At 69.9% G+C, this 17,001-nt stretch carries 17 protein-coding genes; 8 read left to right on the top strand and 9 right to left on the bottom strand.

Going from position 1 to position 17,001, the window contains the following annotated elements; genetic code table 11:
- The 3 genes from GCN81_RS13070 to GCN81_RS13060 all read left to right on the top strand — a co-directional run.
- Positions 1-2,062 (top strand): FtsX-like permease family protein (locus GCN81_RS13070; RefSeq protein ID WP_156724730.1); only part of this gene is annotated, 2,062 nt, incomplete at its 5' end.
- Between the two features lies 1 nt (position 2,063).
- Positions 2,064-4,799 (top strand): FtsX-like permease family protein, encoded by a 2,736-nt coding sequence (locus GCN81_RS13065; RefSeq protein WP_156724729.1) that lies wholly within the window; start codon positions 2,064-2,066, stop codon positions 4,797-4,799.
- Positions 4,796-5,827, top strand: a complete 1,032-nt coding sequence (locus GCN81_RS13060; protein WP_156724728.1) for an ABC transporter ATP-binding protein — start codon at positions 4,796-4,798, stop codon at positions 5,825-5,827. The genes GCN81_RS13065 and GCN81_RS13060 overlap by 4 nt, the downstream gene beginning before the upstream one ends.
- A 35-nt stretch (positions 5,828-5,862) precedes the next feature.
- Here GCN81_RS13060 and GCN81_RS13055 read toward each other — a convergent pair whose 3' ends face one another.
- The 4 genes from GCN81_RS13055 to GCN81_RS13040 form a co-directional block, all read right to left on the bottom strand.
- Positions 5,863-6,594 carry a hypothetical protein gene (locus GCN81_RS13055; protein WP_231626688.1) on the bottom strand — a complete coding sequence of 244 codons (732 nt, stop codon included), beginning with the start codon at positions 6,592-6,594 and terminating at the stop codon, positions 5,863-5,865.
- Positions 6,591-7,049, bottom strand: a complete 459-nt coding sequence (locus GCN81_RS13050) for an acyl-CoA thioesterase (RefSeq protein ID WP_156724727.1) — start codon at positions 7,047-7,049, stop codon at positions 6,591-6,593. The genes GCN81_RS13055 and GCN81_RS13050 overlap by 4 nt, the downstream gene beginning before the upstream one ends.
- A gap of 7 nt (positions 7,050-7,056) precedes the next feature.
- Complete coding sequence (gene ettA, locus GCN81_RS13045; RefSeq protein WP_156724726.1) at positions 7,057-8,721, bottom strand: energy-dependent translational throttle protein EttA; 1,665 nt, start codon at positions 8,719-8,721, stop codon at positions 7,057-7,059.
- Positions 8,722-8,957: 236 nt separating this feature from the next.
- A complete protein-coding gene (locus GCN81_RS13040) occupies positions 8,958-9,203 on the bottom strand; it encodes a hypothetical protein (protein ID WP_156724725.1) in 246 nt (81 codons plus the stop codon).
- Between the two features lie 189 nt (positions 9,204-9,392).
- Here GCN81_RS13040 and GCN81_RS13035 point away from each other — a divergent pair, with 189 nt between their 5' ends.
- The 3 genes from GCN81_RS13035 to GCN81_RS13025 all read left to right on the top strand — a co-directional run bounded on the left by GCN81_RS13035 (position 9,393) and on the right by GCN81_RS13025 (position 10,362).
- The gene (locus tag GCN81_RS13035; protein ID WP_156724724.1) at positions 9,393-9,548 is read left to right on the top strand and encodes a hypothetical protein; all 156 of its coding nucleotides are present in this window, start codon (positions 9,393-9,395) and stop codon (positions 9,546-9,548) included.
- A 56-nt stretch (positions 9,549-9,604) separates the two neighbouring features.
- Entirely contained in the window at positions 9,605-9,904 is a 300-nt protein-coding gene (locus GCN81_RS13030) for a hypothetical protein (RefSeq protein WP_156724723.1), read from the top strand.
- Between the two features lie 74 nt (positions 9,905-9,978).
- Positions 9,979-10,362: a hypothetical protein gene (locus tag GCN81_RS13025; protein ID WP_197287607.1), complete on the top strand. Its 384-nt coding sequence runs from the start codon at positions 9,979-9,981 to the stop codon at positions 10,360-10,362.
- Between the two features lie 117 nt (positions 10,363-10,479).
- On the opposite strand, the gene GCN81_RS31850 is transcribed toward GCN81_RS13025, so the two are convergent.
- On the bottom strand, positions 10,480-10,878 hold the full coding sequence (locus GCN81_RS31850) for a hypothetical protein (protein WP_197287606.1): 399 nt from the start codon (positions 10,876-10,878) through the stop codon (positions 10,480-10,482).
- A 1,338-nt stretch (positions 10,879-12,216) separates the two neighbouring features.
- Here GCN81_RS31850 and GCN81_RS13015 point away from each other — a divergent pair.
- Positions 12,217-12,777 carry an HD domain-containing protein gene (locus tag GCN81_RS13015; protein ID WP_156724721.1) on the top strand — a complete coding sequence of 187 codons (561 nt, stop codon included), beginning with the start codon at positions 12,217-12,219 and terminating at the stop codon, positions 12,775-12,777.
- Here the strand turns inward: GCN81_RS13015 and GCN81_RS13010 are convergent.
- Both GCN81_RS13010 and GCN81_RS13005 read right to left on the bottom strand, forming a co-directional pair.
- Entirely contained in the window at positions 12,765-13,235 is a 471-nt protein-coding gene (locus tag GCN81_RS13010) for an NUDIX hydrolase (RefSeq protein ID WP_156724720.1), read from the bottom strand. The genes GCN81_RS13015 and GCN81_RS13010 overlap by 13 nt on opposite strands.
- A gap of 24 nt (positions 13,236-13,259) precedes the next feature.
- Positions 13,260-13,991 (bottom strand): XRE family transcriptional regulator, encoded by a 732-nt coding sequence (locus GCN81_RS13005; RefSeq protein WP_156724719.1) that lies wholly within the window; start codon positions 13,989-13,991, stop codon positions 13,260-13,262.
- A 204-nt stretch (positions 13,992-14,195) separates the two neighbouring features.
- On the opposite strand from GCN81_RS13005, the gene GCN81_RS13000 reads away from it, so the two are divergent.
- Positions 14,196-14,390: a hypothetical protein gene (locus GCN81_RS13000; RefSeq protein ID WP_156724718.1), complete on the top strand. Its 195-nt coding sequence runs from the start codon at positions 14,196-14,198 to the stop codon at positions 14,388-14,390.
- Positions 14,391-14,658: 268 nt separating this feature from the next.
- Here the strand turns inward: GCN81_RS13000 and GCN81_RS12995 are convergent, their stop codons facing one another.
- Both GCN81_RS12995 and GCN81_RS12990 read right to left on the bottom strand, forming a co-directional pair.
- Positions 14,659-16,056 (bottom strand): Cys-Gln thioester bond-forming surface protein, encoded by a 1,398-nt coding sequence (locus tag GCN81_RS12995; RefSeq protein ID WP_156724717.1) that lies wholly within the window; start codon positions 16,054-16,056, stop codon positions 14,659-14,661.
- A 220-nt stretch (positions 16,057-16,276) separates the two neighbouring features.
- Positions 16,277-16,891 (bottom strand): single-stranded DNA-binding protein, encoded by a 615-nt coding sequence (locus GCN81_RS12990; protein ID WP_156724716.1) that lies wholly within the window; start codon positions 16,889-16,891, stop codon positions 16,277-16,279.
- Positions 16,892-17,001: the final 110 nt, after the last annotated feature.

Below are 17,001 nucleotides of genomic sequence, written 5' to 3'. Positions count from 1 at the left end.
CGCGGGTGCCGATGTGGGGCTGTTGATCATCGCGGGGGTCGCGTACTGGCAGTTGGACCGGCAGACGTCCGGCAGCGGTGTGCTCAGCGGCGACCGCGCGGGCGATCTGGGCGTCGACCCGCTGCTGGTCGCCGCGCCCGCGCTGGCCCTGCTCGCGGGCACCGTACTCACCCTGCGGCTGCTGCCGCCCGTGGCCCGGCTCGGCGAGCGCCGGGCGGCCAAGGGGCGTGGGCTGCCCGCCGCGCTCGCGGGCTGGCAGCTGAGCCGCCGCCCCTCGCGCGGCGCCGGTCCGGTGCTGCTCCTGGTGCTGGCGGTGGCGATGGGCATGCTCGCGATCGGGCAGGGCGCTTCCTGGGACCGTACGCAGGAGGACCAGGCCGATTTCCGGGCCGGTTCCGAAGTACGGGTCCTGCGCACCCGTATGCCGGTGCCGGAGCAGGGCGGGGTGTACGCGGCGGTCAAGGGCGTACGCGAGGCGGCGCCCGCGGCCCGCTCGGACCTGACCCTGGCGGCGAACCGCACGGCGACCGTACTCGCCCTGGACACCCACCACGCGCGCTCTGGCCTGCTGCTCCGCGAGGACCTCGGCGATCCGGCCGCGCTCACCCGGGCCGTGGCCCCCCAGCGGGTCGGCGTGCCCGGGGTGGCGCTGCCCAAGGACACCCGACGGCTGGAGCTGGACGTACGGGTCGCGCCCGTGGACGCCGCCGCTGCGAAGCCCACGCCGCGCGCCACGCTGACCGTGACGATCGCGGACCGGTACGGCATCACCTACCAACTACCGCTCGGCGAGCCACCCGTGGACGGTAAGCGGCGCACCCTGACCCTGGACCTGGCCGCCGCCAAGCTGACGGGCCCGTACACGGTCAACGGCCTCAACCTGAGCGTCGACCAGTCGCCGCGCCCCGACGAGCGGCAGCGGCTCACCGTGGAGCGGCCGCGCGCGGTGGGCGATGGCGAGGCCCGTCCCGTCGAACCGGCCGACGGATTCGCCTGGGAGGCGTCGGGCAGCTCCCTGCTCGTCCGGTCGGGCGACGACGAGGGCCCGTACGAGACGCTCAAACCCCGTACCCGGGACGGGCAGTTGCTCGATGTCAGCTATCTGTCCGGGGTAAAGCCGTCCGATGAGCCGCAGTACCCGTTCGATGAGCCGGAGCAGCTGAGGCGTCAGGTGCGGGTCGCGGCGAAGCCCTCCGGACCGCCGCCGCCCCTCACCGCCGTGGCGACCGATCGCTTCCTGGAATCCAGCGGCGCCAAGGTGGGGCAGAAGCTGGAGGTGCCGCTCGGCGACCAGACGTACAAGGTGACGATCGCCAAGGCGGTGCCCCAGCTGCCGACCACGGGATTCGGCGGCGGCAACGACGGCGCCGACACGGTAAGCGGCGCTGGCACCGGCGCGGGCACTGGTGGCGATGGGGACACCGACGGCGGGGGCCTGCTGCTCGACCTGCGCGCCGTCAACGCGGCCGCCTGGCAGCGCGGCACCGCCGTGCCGCCCACCGAGTGGTGGCTGACCACCGCCCCCGGCCAGGCGGCCCGGGTCGCCGCCGAACTGCGCGCCCGCCCCGACATCGACCCGTCCCAGGTCCTGGTACGCGCCGAGATCGCCGCCGAACTGCGCGACGACCCGCTCGGCGCCGGGCCCCAGTCGGCGCTGCTGGCGCTGGCGTTGGTCGCCGCCGCGCTCGCCGCCGTCGGCTTCGCGGTCAGCGCGGCCGGGTCGCTGCGTGAACGGGCGGCGGAGTTCGCGGTGTTGCGGGCCCTGGGGGCGCCGCGCCGCCAGCTTGCGCGGCTGATCGCCGCCGAGCAGGGCCTGCTGATCGGGCTGGCGCTGCTGGTGGGTCTCGCGCTGGGCGCGGTGCTGGCGCGCGCCGTGGTCCCGCTGATCGTGCTGACCGCGCAGGCCACCCAGCCGGTGCCGCCGGTGCTGGTCGAGCTGCCGTTCGGGCGGGTGCTGGCGCTGCTGGCCGGGGTGGCGGCCGTACCGCTGCTGATCGTGGTGGCCATCGCGCTGCGCCGGGGGGACCCGGCGGTGTCGCTGCGCCACGAGGGAGGCAACTGAGATGCCCAAGTCCGCTGCGCCGGTGGCTCCGGTGGCCCCCTGGATCCGCACCCGGCTGCGCGCGGCGCCGGGGGCCGCCGTGGCGCTGTTCACGCTGGTCCTGCTGACGTCGTTCCTTGCGGCGGTGTTTCCGCGCGGGGTGGACGCGTACGAGGACCGGGGGCTGCGGCACGCGGTCGCGGACGCGGGTGCCCTTACCAGCACCATCGAACTGACCACATTCATCATGGGCCCCGAGATGGCAGCCCGCGAAAAGCTGATGCGCCACGACCTGCTGCGCGACCAGTACGCCGACATCGTCGACAGCCTGCCCGCCCCGCTCGCCGTGGACCGCTCCGAAGCCGCCTACGGGGCACGGCCGCAGAAACCACTCGCCGCCACCGACGCCTGGCTGCCACGCCCGGACAACGTGGACCCGGAGTTCATCCTCGCCGCGCAGGCGGGCCTCGGCCAGCACACACGCGTGGTCGAGGGCCAACTGCCCACCACCGACGGGAAGGTGACCGCCCGCACCCGGCAGGTCGAGGCGGCCGTGACGGTGCAGACCGCCAAGGCGCTGAAACTCAAGGTCGGGTCCGCCGTCCACTTCCCCGCCTTCGGACGCGGCGTGCAGCGCGAGGTGCGGATCTCCGGCATCGTCGAGCCGCTGCGGCCGGACGGCAACTACTGGTCGTACGAGACCGCCCTGCGTACGCCCGCGCTCACCCCCGACGGCAACCCTCTGGAGCCGCTGTTCTACTGGAAGGCCGGGCTGCTGCTCGCCCCTGACGCGGGCCCGTTCCTGCTCGGCGTCGACGACATCCCCCAGGCGTACTGGCACCTCCCGCCCGACACCCGCGACCTGACCGCGCGGGATCTCCCCGCACTGAAGGAACAGCTCGCCGCCCTCGAGAAGGGCCCGCTGCTCACCGAGTTGCGCGAGGTCACCGCACACAACCACCTGGACGCCAGCTCAGGGCTCGGGGCGGTGCTGACCTCCTACGGTGACCTGCGCGACGCCGCGACCCCGGTCGTCGCGGTCGCCGCCTTCGGCATCGGCACGGTCGCGGTGATCGTGCTGCTGATGGCCGGACGGCTGGCCGCCAGTCGGCGCCGCGATGAGCTGACGTTGCTGCGGGCGCGCGGCGGTTCGGTGCGGGGCGTCGCCGGGCGGCTGTGCGCGGAGACGCTGGTGGTGGCGGTGCCCGCGGCCGCGCTCGGCTGGCTGCTCGCGCGGCTCGCCGTACCCGAAGCGCGTACGGCTCCTTCGCTGCTCGCCGCCGGGGCCGTCGCCGTGGTCGCCTGCGCGGCGCTTCCGGTGTGGGCCGCGCTGGCGCACCGCAGGCTCCGGGCGCATGGCGGTCGCGACGACGTGGCGACGGCCCGCCCGTCGGCGCGGCGCACCGTCGCCGAGCTTACCGGTCTGGTGCTCGCCGCAGGTGCGGTGGCCGCGCTGTTGCGCCGGGGTACGGATGAGGCGGACCCGCTGGTCAGCGCGGCCCCGGTGCTGGTCTCGGTGATCGCCGCGCTGGTCCTCGTACGGCTGTATCCGCTGCCGCTGCGGTGGGTGCTGCGACCGCTGGTACGGCGCCGGGGCGCGGTCGGCTTCCTGGCACTGGCCCGTGCGGGCCGGGCACCGGCCGCGCAGGCGCTGCCGCTGCTCGCGCTGCTGACCGCGCTGGCGATGGCCGCGTTCGGCGGCTCGGTGCTCGCCGGGGTCACGGACGCGCGGGACCGGGCGGCGGTGTTCACGGTGGGCGCGGATATCCGTGTCGACGGGCATGGCGGACCGCTCCCCGACTCGCTGGCCGGTCAGCTGGGCCAAGTGGCGGGCGTACGGGAGGTCGCCGCCGTACACCTGAACGTGGACCTGGAAATGCCGGACAGTTCCTACGCCCAGCTGATCGCCGTCGATCCGCGGACCTACGCCAGGATCTCCCAGGAGACCGGCCTCGGCGCCGTCACCGAGGCCGAGTTGGCGGCGCCGCGCTCCGGCACTCTGCCCGCTATCGCCTCGCCGGGCGTGTCCGAGCTGCTCGGCGGCGGCGAGCACTCCTTCGAGCAGGCGGCCGGTGCCTTCACGGCCCGGGTCACCGGCGTACGGGAGACCACGCCCGCCCTGCCCGACGGCGAGTTCCTGCTCATCGACGGACGGCGGCTGCCGCGCCTCACGGACTCCGCGCTGCTGGCCACCGGCTCCGGCATCGACACGGCGGCGCTGCGCGAGACGGTCAGCACGGCGGCGGGCCAGGCCAACATCGGGACGCGCGCCGAGGCCTACGCCGAACTCGCCGACTCGCCCCTCCAGTCGGGCGCCGAGCGGCTCTATGCCGCCGCCATCGCCGCCGGTGCCGGATACGCCGCGCTGACCATCCTGCTCTCGCTCCTGCAAACCGCCGCGGAGCGCCGTGCGCTGGTCGCCCGGCTGCGCACCATGGGGCTTGGCCGGCGGCAGGCCCGGTGGCTGCTGGTGTGGGAGTCGCTGCCGCAGGCGCTGCTCGCGGCGGGCGGCGGGGCGCTGGTGGGCTGGGCGGCGACGGCGCTGCTGGCGCCTGGGGTCGACCTGGGGCGGATCGCGCTCGCCGCGCGTACCGGCTTTGAGCGCTTCGGCGCCGTACAACTGCGGACCGACACCTGGTCGTTGCTGCTGCCCGCGCTGGGCGTGGTGGTGCTGGCGACCGGCGTTTCCCTCGTCCAGGCGTGGTGGACCGCGCGGCGGACGGCCACCAGCGAGCTCAGGGCAGGAGACTCCCGTTGACGACCGACACTGGCACTGACACCGACACCGGAACTGGTACCGGCACCACCACCCTGGCGGAGCTGGAGCGGCGGGCATCCGCGAGCCGGGACCGTCCGGGCTACGGCCATGACGCGCTGATCACCTGTGACCGGCTGGTACGGATCTTCACCGCCGACGGGGTGGAGGTTCAGGCCCTCCAGGGGCTTGATCTGCTGGTCCGGGAGGGCGAGTTGATGGCGCTGGTCGGAGCGTCGGGCAGCGGAAAGTCGACGCTGATGAACGTACTCGCCGGGCTCGACGAGCCGACGGCTGGCCAGGCGCGGGTCGCGGGCCGCGATCTGCTGGCGATGGGGGCGAAGGAGCGGCTGCGCTACCGCAGGGAGGTCGTCGGCTTCGTATGGCAGCAGACGGCGCGCAATCTGCTGCCGTATCTGACCGCAGCTCAGAATGTGGCGCTGCCCATGCAGTTGGGGGGACGTGGTGGTGGAGGTAGGGGAGGTGGAGGTGGCGGGGGCCGTCGGGGGAGGCGCGCGGCGCGGGGTGCCCGCGCTGATGAGCTGCTGACGCTGCTGGGGGTCGCGGACTGCCGGGACCGCCGTCCGCACCAGATGTCCGGCGGTCAGCAGCAGCGGGTCGCGATCGCCGTCGCGCTGGCGAACGAGCCCGCGGTGTTGCTCGCCGACGAGCCGACCGGCGAGCTGGACTCGGCGACGGCCGAGCAGATCTTCGGCGCGTTCCGTACCGCCAACGAGGAGTTGGGCACCACCGTCGTGATCGTCACCCATGACCAGTCCGTCGCGTCAGAGGTCCGCCGTACGGTCGCCATCCGGGACGGCCGCACCGCCACCGAGGTGCTGCGCCGCACCCAGGTCGACGCGGCCACCGGCGAGGAGTCGGTGGTGGCGCGCGAGTACGCGATGCTGGACCGGGCGGGTCGGCTGCAACTGCCCGCCGAGTACACGGCGTCGCTGGAGATGCGGGACCGGGTGATGCTGGAGCTGGAGCAGGACCACATCGGGGTGTGGCCCGACGACACCGACAGCTGAGCCGGGTTCGCCTGCGGGCTCTCAGAGACAGGCGCTCAGGTCGGGGTGACGCTGAGCGCGCCAAGTCCCGCCCTGCGCAGGGCGATCGACCCGTACGGTGTGCGGAGCCGAAGCCAGGCACCGGCGCCGAGCAGGTCCAGTGGCGCGACGGGGCCGTCCGCCACGGGGGGCCTCAGGAAGCCCAGCGCCTGCGCGGCGTGCGCAGCCCGTACCGGCAGGTCGGTGTCGCCGACGGGGCGGGACCACACCTCGCTCCCGATCCGGTCCAGTTCGGAGCGGGTCCGCTTGTCGGGCGGCAGCTCCTCGGTGCGTACCCGGAACGCGGCGACCGCTTCGGCCACCAGGCGACGCACCTCGTCGGCCGCCGGAAGCCCGGGCAGCCGCTGCCATCCGGCGCGCGGCGGCAGCACCCCGGCCCAGGGCGGCCCGGTGACGGCCTCGGGGACCAGGGCCGTACCCACCGACTCGTCGACGGACTCCAGCAACTCCCCCGCGGACACCGTCACATCGAGCTCGCGGGGCCGCCCGAGCCGCGCCGTACGGATCGCCAGGACCTCGAACGACGGCGGCCGCCCGAAGACGGCCAGCGCCCCGCCGCCCGCCTGGAGCCGTACCGCGGCGGCCTTGTCGTAGCGGAGCAGCCGGGCCAGGAAGGCGGCGACATCCGCCGCCTCCCCAGCATCGGCAAACTCCAGACGCTCAGGCCCCTCAGGCCCCTCAGGCCCCTCAGGACGCTCCGGACGCGACGCCGGAGACGCGTTCGTCATGCGGCCAACGCCCCCGAGGAGCCCTTCGGCCCCGATGCCGAGTCGTCGACGTACTCCTGGAGGAAGGACTTCTCCTCGGCGCTGATCCGCCGCGGCCGCTGGGCTTCTAGGTCGAAAGGCACCACGACCGTCGAGGCCCGCACATACACCTGCCCGGAGCCCTCGGCGTCCTTGATCTCGTACGCGATGGTGAGGGAGGCCGCGCCGATCTTCGTCACCCACGACTCGACGATGACCGGCTCATGCCGGTGCACCAGCGGCCGTACGTAGTCGATCTCGTGCCGTGCGACGACGGACCCACCCGAGAACGAGGGCGAGCCGTCCCCCGGCGCCAGCCGGAACATGAAGTCGATCCGGGCCTCCTCCAGATAGCGGAGGAAGACCACGTTGTTGACGTGCCCGAAGGCGTCCATGTCCGACCAGCGCAGCGGGCAGGAGTACACGTGTCGCGTCACCGGTACATCAGCCCCGGGTCAGCTTCTTGTACGTCGCGCGGTGCGGGCGCGCGGCGTCCGCACCGAGACGCTCGACCTTGTTCTTCTCGTACGACTCGAAGTTGCCCTCGAACCAGTACCACCTGGAGTCGCCCTCGTACGCCAGGATGTGGGTGGCCACGCGGTCCAGGAACCACCGGTCGTGGGAGATCACGACAGCGGCACCCGGGAACTCCAGGAGCGCGTTCTCCAGCGACGACAGCGTCTCGACGTCCAGGTCGTTCGTCGGCTCGTCGAGGAGCAGCAGGTTGCCGCCCTCCTTGAGGGTGAGCGCCAGGTTCAGGCGGTTGCGCTCACCGCCGGAGAGGATTCCGGCGGCCTTCTGCTGGTCCGGCCCCTTGAAGCCGAACGCGGAGACGTACGCCCGCGAGGGCATCTCGACCTGGCCGACGTTGATGTAGTCCAGCTCGTCCGACACGACCGCCCAGAGCGACTTCTTCGGGTCGATGTTGGCGCGCCCCTGGTCCACATAGCTCACCTTGACGGTGTCGCCGACCTTGATGGAACCGCCGTCCGGCTGCTCCAGGCCCTGGATCATCTTGAACAGCGTGGTCTTGCCCGCGCCGTTCGGGCCGATGATGCCCACGATGCCGTTACGCGGCAGGGAGAAGCTGAGGTCGTCGACGAGCACCTTGTCGCCGAACGCCTTGCTGAGGTTCTCGACCTCGACGACGATCGAGCCCAGCCGGGGGCCCGGCGGGATCTGGATCTCCTCGAAGTCCAGCTTCCGCATCTTCTCGGCCTCGGCGGCCATCTCCTCGTAACGGGCGAGGCGCGCCTTGGACTTGGTCTGGCGTCCCTTGGCGTTGGAGCGGACCCACTCCAGCTCTTCCTTGAGGCGCTTCTGCCGCTTGGCGTCCTTCTGGCCCTCGACCTTGAGGCGCGCCTGCTTCTTCTCCAGGTAGGTGGAGTAGTTGCCCTCGTACGGGTGGGCGCGGCCGCGGTCGAGCTCGAGAATCCACTCGGCGACGTTGTTCAGGAAGTACCGGTCGTGGGTGACGGCGACCACGGCGCCCGCGTACTTCGAGAGGTGCTGCTCCAGCCAGTTCACCGACTCGGCGTCGAGGTGGTTGGTGGGCTCGTCGAGGAGCAGCAGGTCGGGCGCCTCGAGCAGCAGCTTGCAGAGCGCGACCCGGCGCTTCTCACCGCCGGAGAGGTTGACCACCGGCCAGTCACCGGGCGGGCAGCCCAGCGCGTCCATCGCCTGCTCAAGCTGGGCGTCCAGGTCCCAGGCGTTGGCATGGTCAAGCTCCTCCTGAAGCTTGCCCATCTCCTCCAGCAGCGCGTCGGAGTAGTCGGTCGCCATCAGCTCGGCGATCTCGTTGAAGCGGTCCAGCTTCCCCTTGATCCCGGCGACGCCGTCCTGCACGTTCTCCAGGACCGTCTTGGACTCGTCCAGCTTCGGCTCCTGCATGAGGATGCCGACGCTGTACCCCGGCGACATGTACGCCTCGCCGTTGGAGGGCTGCTCGAGCCCCGCCATGATCTTGAGAACGGTGGACTTACCGGCGCCGTTCGGGCCGACCACACCGATCTTCGCGCCAGGCAGGAAGTTCAGGGTGACGTCGTCGAGGATCACCTTGTCGCCGTGCGCCTTGCGCGTCTTGCGCATGGTGTAGATGAACTCAGCCAAGAGAAACCGTCCGGCAAACTGGGAGTGGGCAGATACACCCCATCTTGCCTGACAGCCACCCTCGGGGGGAAACCGGTCTCGCCGAGGCCACGCATAGGCAGGGCACTCACCGTCACTGCGGGTCGGCGACTAGTCACCGAATGTCGCCGCCGGTCGCTGCCGAGCGATCTCGCGCGGCCCAGCGGCGGCCCAGGGACGGCCCGAGGGGGTAGACGTTGTCGCTGGTACGAGGCCGGTCACACCCGCCAGGGTTGCCACTCGGGCAGCTGGGGGGCGACCGGCAGCTGTTCGCTGTAGACCCAGGTGAAGGTGCGGTCAGGTTCAAGGCGAGCGTCTCCCCAGTGGATGGCGGGGATGCCGCCCTCTGGGGCGTCGCTAGGTGGCATCGCCCTCGCCACGGTGGCGGGCGCCATCCTGGCCTGGGCCGCCGCATCGGGGCGGGGTAGCAGCCCACCGGGCGCATCCATGAGAATCGCGGGCATGGCCAACGACACGAGGACGACAACGCCGATTGGACAATCGGCCGCACGGCCAACGGCGACAGTAAGCGCTGGAGAGTCCAACCGGAGCGCATCACCAAGATTCTCCCCGAGGAACACCGGGCCCTCATCGCCGAAGATGCCCGCGTCCGGGGCATGGCGTTGGTGGAGTACGGCAACTGGATTGGGACTATGCCCAATTCGGAGCTGGTCATGTACCGCGACCGGGTCAAGGCCAACAGGGAAGACGAGCACCTGCGCGATCTCTACTCCGCGTGGCTGTCCGCACGGACATGCGTGAGGGAAACGCAGTACCTCGTAGGTGACGTCTGGGCGGGGTCACGGTAGCCGACAGGGGCGTTGACCTCGAATTCCGTTCCGCCGTGTCGTGCGACACTCGCCGGATGCCTGCCTGGATAACCCCACGCCGCCTCGGCGCCACCGCGACCCTGTACGCCGTGTTCGTGAGCGGCTGGTGGTTCGGCCAGCCGGTTGAGGGCGACTGCCTCGCCCCCGACGGGCCCGGTGGTATTTCGCAGCGGTCGTTCGACTCGCGGGATGTTGAACGGCTTGCAGACAAATATGGACAGGTCATTCCCGAGGACGGCGCAACCTCCACCGCGGTCTTTTCCGACAGGGCTGCGGTGTGCTCGTACAAGGAACGTCCCCGACTCCTCGCCTGGATCAACGGCGACTGGGGCTGAGCCGGTTGAACAGCGATGGACCTATGTCCAGCGCCATAGCCGTCCTCCTCATGGCCGTGATCACGATCAGCTCCATGGTGATCATCGCCAAGGTGGCCCACCTGGCGGCGGCACACCGTTGGTTCTTCTCCCGTACGGTCCGGGGGCGGGGCGTGGAGTTGATGGTGCTCGGCGTGAGCGTGTTCGTCGTCACCTACACGGTCGGTTTCGGGGAAGGGTGGCTGGGCGGCCCCAAATTGCGCAACGCGTGCTCGGATGTGCCGGGATACACCGAGGACAGCGAACGGGCGTTCCCGCTTGCCCATGACTGTTATCTGAGCGACGGAACAGTCATCGAACTTGTCCCAGTGTGGGTCAACCCCATGCTGTTCATCGCACTTGCCGGGTTCGCCACCGGGGTGCTGATCGCCGCCCGAGGCCAGTACAACCGCTGGGTCACCGGCCGGTCAGCGCGGTGAGGATTGTGAGGACCAGCAGGGTGAGGCCGAAGAGGACAAAGGCGATGCCAAGACCCCTGGTGGCGACGATGAGCTGAGTGCGCCTTCGGGTTGGGTGGTGTAGGCGTATCCGTCGGCTCATTGCAGCAGACGGAAGTACTTGCGGTTGATGCCCTGGACGGTCCCGTGAGCGGTGCGGATGTTGAAGCTGTCGGTGGCCCGTACAGCTACGCATCCGGTGTGGGTACCTGCCTTCTTGCCGGTGGGCACTATGGCATGGGCGAGATCGCCGGTCTGGTAGCCGAAGAACTGCTTCTGCCTGGGGAGGCGGAGCCGGGGGAAGCCGTGTTTGTCGGCGCGGGTGCGGGCGTGGGTGCCGCGCCCCGAACACCCGGCGGTCAGGACGGTGGTGACGGTCTCGGTGATGGAGTCGAGTTTGCCGACGGCGAGGGCGTCCAGGGTATGTGCCTTGGGGAGTCCGTTGCGGGTGCGGTTCCACTTGGTCCGGCCACCCGGCGCTGTGTGGGTGGGGAGCATCGCATCGAGTGCCTACCATGGGGCCCAGCGGGTGGAGTTGACGGCGGCGGCGTCCCGCAACGGGGCCTTGGCCCGGCGCAGGATGTCGGCGGCCCGCTTCGGAGCGAACTCTTCCACCGGCTGATTGCCCATGGCCTGGTTCCAGGGAATGCAGGCCAGGGTTGGAGACACGGTCCGAGCCGCCCCGCGATCTGGGCCGTACGTGGTCGATGTTGAGTGGCACGTCGGTGGTGCCGCAGTAGAAGCCGAGCACGATCAAGCGGCCTCGGACGGTTGGCGTACTTGAAGGGGAAGAGCGCGTAATCATTGATGACGGCGTACTCATACCCGCGTACGTCCCGTACAGCTTCCCCCAGCTCCAGCGCCACGTCCGTCAGGTTCTCGCGAACCGCCTCGGCCAGGGTGGCACCGTAAGGGCTTCGCTACTTCAGCCGCGCGGCCAAGTGCACGGCGTGAGCACGCGCATGAGCCCTGGCCAGCTCCACTGAAACCGCAACGGCGAGCCGTTCGGCATACTGCCCAAACCGCTCTATTGCCCAGGCCGACGGCACAACCCGATCATCGCCTACCGTAGACATGTGGCGTCTCCCCCTTCCCCGATCACCCCGCCTCTCCCAACTGTGTGACACGCACACGAAGTGCACACAAGGGCTAGATCCAGCCACGTGTGGCACAACGTGCTGGCCTCGCATCGCTCCTGCCTACCCAGCCGCGCAGGCGACGCGGACATCGCGACGGTGGCTACCGTCGGTCCATGCAGTGGATCACCCTGATCAGCACCATCGTTGGCGCGGCGATCGCCACAGGATCCGCCATGCTTCTGGACCGTCAACGATGGAGGCGAGAGCGTTCGGATCGAGAGACGCAAGCACGTCGCACCCTGTATGGGGATTACTTGGCCAGCCTGTCCGAGGCCCGGCACGCCTGCGGCAATGTGGCTCGGGACCCGGACATGGAATCCTCGACACGCCGTACCACGGCCCGCGAATCATTCGGGCCGTGCATAGGACTGAGGTACCAGATGACCATCAGCGCGCCCAGTCGTGTCGTAGATGCCTCGGAAGATGCCTTCCGCTCTCTGCGCGACCTCCGCGATCGGGTGATGGAGGGAGTCTTGGCCACTGATCCCGTGTACTTGGAGGGGCGCCGAACTTATGACGCTGCCCTTACTGTGCTTCGGGCGCGCATGCGAGAGGATCTGCGCGTCACGGCAGACGGCACTGGGGGCTGAGCGAGCCTTGAAGGAGTACAGAGTAGGGAAACTCGGTCCGCGCGGTGATCCGAAGCGTCTGATGCCAGGCTGTTGGCCGACTGGGCGTCTCGGTTACGGTGCAATTCATGCCTTCTGCACTGGATACGCCTCAGGGGGCGGCCGAGCTGGCCGAGTCGTTGCTGCCGCCGCTCGGGTACCGCTGGCTGCATACTCAGGCCGTCGCGGAGCGCGCTCGCGAGGCTGCGGATGCCGTCCCTGGCGATGAGCGGGAACTGCTCGTTGCCGCGGCTTGGCTGCACGATGTCGGGTACGCCCCCGAGCTGCGTGAAACCGGGTTTCATCCCCTCGATGGCGCGCGCTTCCTGGAATCGCGGGGTGCGTCCGCGCGCCTGGTTCGCCTGGTCGCCCATCACTCTGGAGCGACGTATGAGGCAGACCAGCGTGGCCTCGCGGCCGAGCTCGCCGTGTACGAGCGCGAGGATTCGCCGCTCCTGGATGCGCTCATCTACGCGGATATGACTACGGGGCCCGCGGGACAGCGCTTCAACTTCGACCAGCGTATCGACGAGATCTTGGATCGGTACGAATCGGGGAGTGAAGTGCATACCGCGATCAGCAAGGCGCGGCCGTACCTGGAGGCTGCTGTTACGCGTACGCGTACGCGCCTGGGTGATCAGCCGATGTAGGGCTGTGGCCTGTCGGTCAGGCCGTGTTCGATCCGCATGCGCATGGACGGGTGGATGTTCAGCTCGTCCAGGTTGCTGGGGGCGACGAATGCGACTTCCTTGCTTTCGCTGCTCGTCTGCACCTTCCCACCGACGATGCGTGCCGTGAAGCAGATCGAGAACTGCTGGCGTACTTCGCCGTCGTCATACGCCATAACGTGAGCGGGGTTGGTGTACAGGCCGACTAGCCCGGTCACCTCGACCTCGAAGCCCGTCTCCTCCTGCGTCTCCCGTACTGCGGCATCGGGGGCCGACTCGCCGACGTCGACCCCGCCGCCGGGCAGCGCCCACAGGTCGTTGTCCGTCTTGTGGATCAGCAGGACTTCGCCCGCATCGTTGAGTGCCACGGCGGTCACGGAGGGGACAATGCTGTTTGCCTGTGGTGCGTCTGGGTCATTGAAGTAGTCCACGCGAGCCATGCATCCCAGCGTCGCATGCCCCGGCTATGCAGGCCGACCGCGTTCCCAGGCATAGTCGAAGCTCCGCATGTAGTGCCGGAATGTTCGGCCACCGGGGATGTAGCGGAAGTGCAGTACCGGGTTCTGTCCGGCCGGTGCTCCGAGGACGTGCGGGTTCACCAACACGTCGTCGTCGAACCGGTAGATCGAGTTGTAGAGGATCGTGTCGTGCAGTCGGAACTCCACGCCCGGTGTCGCGGTCGCCGGTTCGAGGTAGCGCCGTGTGATCCTTGCCCGGGCGGCAAGGTCATCACCGATGCCCTCCTCCTTGCCTCGCTGGCGGACCATCGCTGAGTCCGGATCTCCGAGGAGGACGCGTACTTGGCCCCCGGCCTTGGCCTTCTGCGCCAACTGATCGGGCAGGTCCGGGTGTCCGTCGAAGAGGAAGAGTCCGGCGTATACGAGGATCTCGACGTGGTCGGTCGCTCGCTCGATCAACGACGACCACAGCGACGCCGGGACGGCTCCTCGGTGCGGGTAGTACGTGATCAGTTCAGACGTGCTCGCCGTCTCGGCCCGCTTCTCGACGCTGGGCCATAGGTAGACCTCGTCGACTCCGAGGACGCTCGCCGCCTTCCAGCGGTGGCCTCGGTGCGGAGTGCGGTTGGCCGAGATCCAGCGCTCCACGCTCTTGGGGTCGACCCCGACATGCCGCGCAAGCGACTGGACGGTCTCGCTCTTAGCCGAAATGGCCGCGCGCAGACGCTCGTTCGTCATGATGCGCCTTCGCCTAGGACGCCAGGACGTTTCGACGATAGCTAAGACGTCCCTAAACGTCCATACGGACCGTGATAGGTCCATCACTCTCACGGTTTCCTGATCTCACCGACGGGCGTCGGCTCAAGCTCCCTGAAGATCAGGAGACAAGACGATGTATCAGCTCCCTGCAACACTCCGCGACTGTCCGTGGAGGGCGTTCGGATGACGACCACCATGGACCCACCCATCACGCTCGAACTCCCCCTCGACGAACCCGCCCCCAAGCCCGGCTGCGATGTCTGCGCCGCCCTGGCCAAGCAACGCGACAAGGCCGCTATCCTCGGCGACCACTCGCAGGTGACGGACTGCAACGTCGAGGTCCGCAATCATGCCCGACGTCATCGGAGCCGACAGTGACCGGCGCTGACTGGCAACGGCCCGACGCGGGGAGCGGGTCCGGTCCACCGCAGACCGGACCCGCAGCCGCCGCGTACGTCCGTGCGAGGGACGCGTACCGTGCCTACCTCGACCACTCCGTCGAGTGCGCGCGGTGTCGGGCCGGGATGGTCCCGTGTCCTGACGGCCGCCGCCTGGCCGAGGAGTGGAGGAGCGCCGCCCGGAGCCACAGGTAACGCTGGAGCGGCTGCGGCGGCCCGACTGCCACGCCGGGACAGGTCGCCCGTAGCTACTCACCGGAACCGTCCTTCTTGCGGAGGAAGAAGACCGCCGCGCCGCCGACCACGACCAGGGCGACCGCGATGCCCGCGATCATCGGGGTGGCGTTGGAGCTGCCGGTGTCGGCGAGGTTGAGGTCGTCTGTGGTGCCGGTGCCGCCGATCGAGGCCGGGCTGGGGCCGTCGGAGGGTTCGGGGGTGTCACCGGCGGGGCTGCCCGCTGTGGCGCAGTCCAGTACGCCCTTGATGCGCTTCTCGAAGCCGTTCGGGCCGGTGATCGTGAAGTCGTAGGCCTGGTCCTCCTGCAGCGGGATGGTGACCGTCTGCGACTTTCCGGCGCCGATGGTGTGCTTGAAGCCCATCAGTTCGAAGGTGAACGGCTCGTCGCCGACATTGCTGGCGGCGATGTCCACCCCGCCCTTGGCACAGTTCTTCTGGGCTGAGAGGGCTGGTATCGGGCCCTGCTCCGCCCAGTGCGCGCTGGCGGTGGCCGCTACGGTCGACTCGCTCGACCCGGCGAGGATCTGGGTCTGGCTGCGGGTCTCGGAGGCGAAGGCCCGGCCGACCGGCACCGTGGTCGACGCCTGGACGGTCAGCGCGGCCGACCCGGACAGGGCGGCGTCCTTAGGGACGTCGAAGTACAGCTCGTCGCCGTTCTTGGCGGACGTCAGCTCTTCGCCCTTCGCGTCCACGATCCGTACACCGCTCGCCGTGGCGTCCGTGGGCGGGCTCACCATCACCTCGTCGGCGCTGGTCCGTACGGTGACCGGGCCGAGCGGCTTCCCCGGGTGGCCGGAGACCGCGGGTGGGTCGAGGGTGAGCGAGGCCTTGGGCTCGGCGTGGTTCCTGGCCCGCTTCTCGAGGTAGTCGGCCAGCTTCTCGGCGCCCGGGTCGACCGCGGTCACGTCGGCGCCGTCCGAGTAGCGCCAGATGGCTACCTGTGTCCCGGCCGCCGCGGTCTCCTCGGTGAGGGAACGGGCGCCCGACTTCTTCGCCAGCGCGGCGAGGTCATTCACCTGCGGGTAGGAGTTCCGCAGAATCCAGTGGACCTTTCCCGCGTCCGGATTGTTGTTCAGTGAGGTCGCGCTCCAGGGGGTCTCCTGGTACTTCGCGCCCTGCTGGGTCGGGTTGTGGATGTCGACGCAGTACGACTGGAGGGTGCCGCCGTCCTGCACCGACATCTCGAACAGACCGGCCGGGATCTCCCGCTCGTTGCCGTCCTCACCCCGGATCACGGCCTGGTCATGCGTCACCAGGCTGCCGAGGGTGGCGGTGGCGCCGCCTTGTCTCTGCGGCTCTTCGTCGGCCACCGCGGCCCCCGCACCGGCAAGCACTCCGGCCGCGACGAGGCCCGAGGCGAGCGTCACGGCGGCGAGGCGGGCGGCGCCACGCCGACGTACAGAGAACAAAGAAAACACGAATTCCCCTCCGGGCGGGACCCATTCGCCATGAGGGACGATCCCGCCAGCAGCATCAACTGCAGTCAACAACCCCGTGTGTTACGCCCGGAATCCTAAAGACGCCAGGACGTCGACCACCTCGATCATGCCGTTCGATCACCGATCCGACTCGTAATCGTTATCGGTGGCACACAACTTGACCTGGCGTTATCGACAAATCGCCAGTCTTTTAGCCGCTGATGCGTCGATATGAGGCGCTCGTGGCCGCGCCCGCCTCGTCAGGCCGGGTATCCGGTTCAGGCCCAGTCTGCTCGGGCTCGGCCTGCCCTTCGGGCGGCTGCTCGGGCGGCTGCTCGGGGCTGAGGCCGGGTGCGGGTCCCGGTGCCGGTTCTCGGGCGAAGGCTGGCTCTTCCTCTGGCACCCAATCCGGGCGCGGGACCGACTCCATGGGGCGCACCGTCAGCGACGGGTCGGCCCGGGACACGCGTCGGAACGCCGCGGTACCGCGCGACAGATCGTGGCCCACGGCCACCGCGTCGATGTCCACCGACAACCAGCGACGCCCGTCGGAGTCACCCTCCCGCACCCCGTCCCGCACCCTCAACCTCCCCTGCACCATGACAGGTTCTCCCACGGTCACACACGACGCCACGTTCGCGGCCAGCGTCCGCCACGACCAGACCGTGAAGAAGCTGGTGGCACCGTCCTTCCACTGCTGCTGAGCACGGTCGAAGCGGCGTGCCGTCACCGCGATCCTGAACCGCGTCACCCCGCCGCTCGACACTTCCCGGTAGACCGGCGTCGACGCGACATTGCCCACCACGGTCACCATCGTCTCGTTCATGGTGTTGGCCCCTCCCCAGTACGTACGCCCGCGGGCCCGCCCCGCACGGCCGCGGCCGATCTCGGGCGACCTGCCGCGAGATCAGACTGCACCCGACGCGGCGAGCCCGC

Origin of the sequence: Streptomyces apocyni (assembly GCF_009739465.1) — a bacterium.
GTDB lineage: Bacteria > Actinomycetota > Actinomycetes > Streptomycetales > Streptomycetaceae > Streptomyces > Streptomyces apocyni.
Note: the sequence above shows the minus strand (reverse complement) of the source record. Positions and strands in the feature narration are given on the sequence as shown.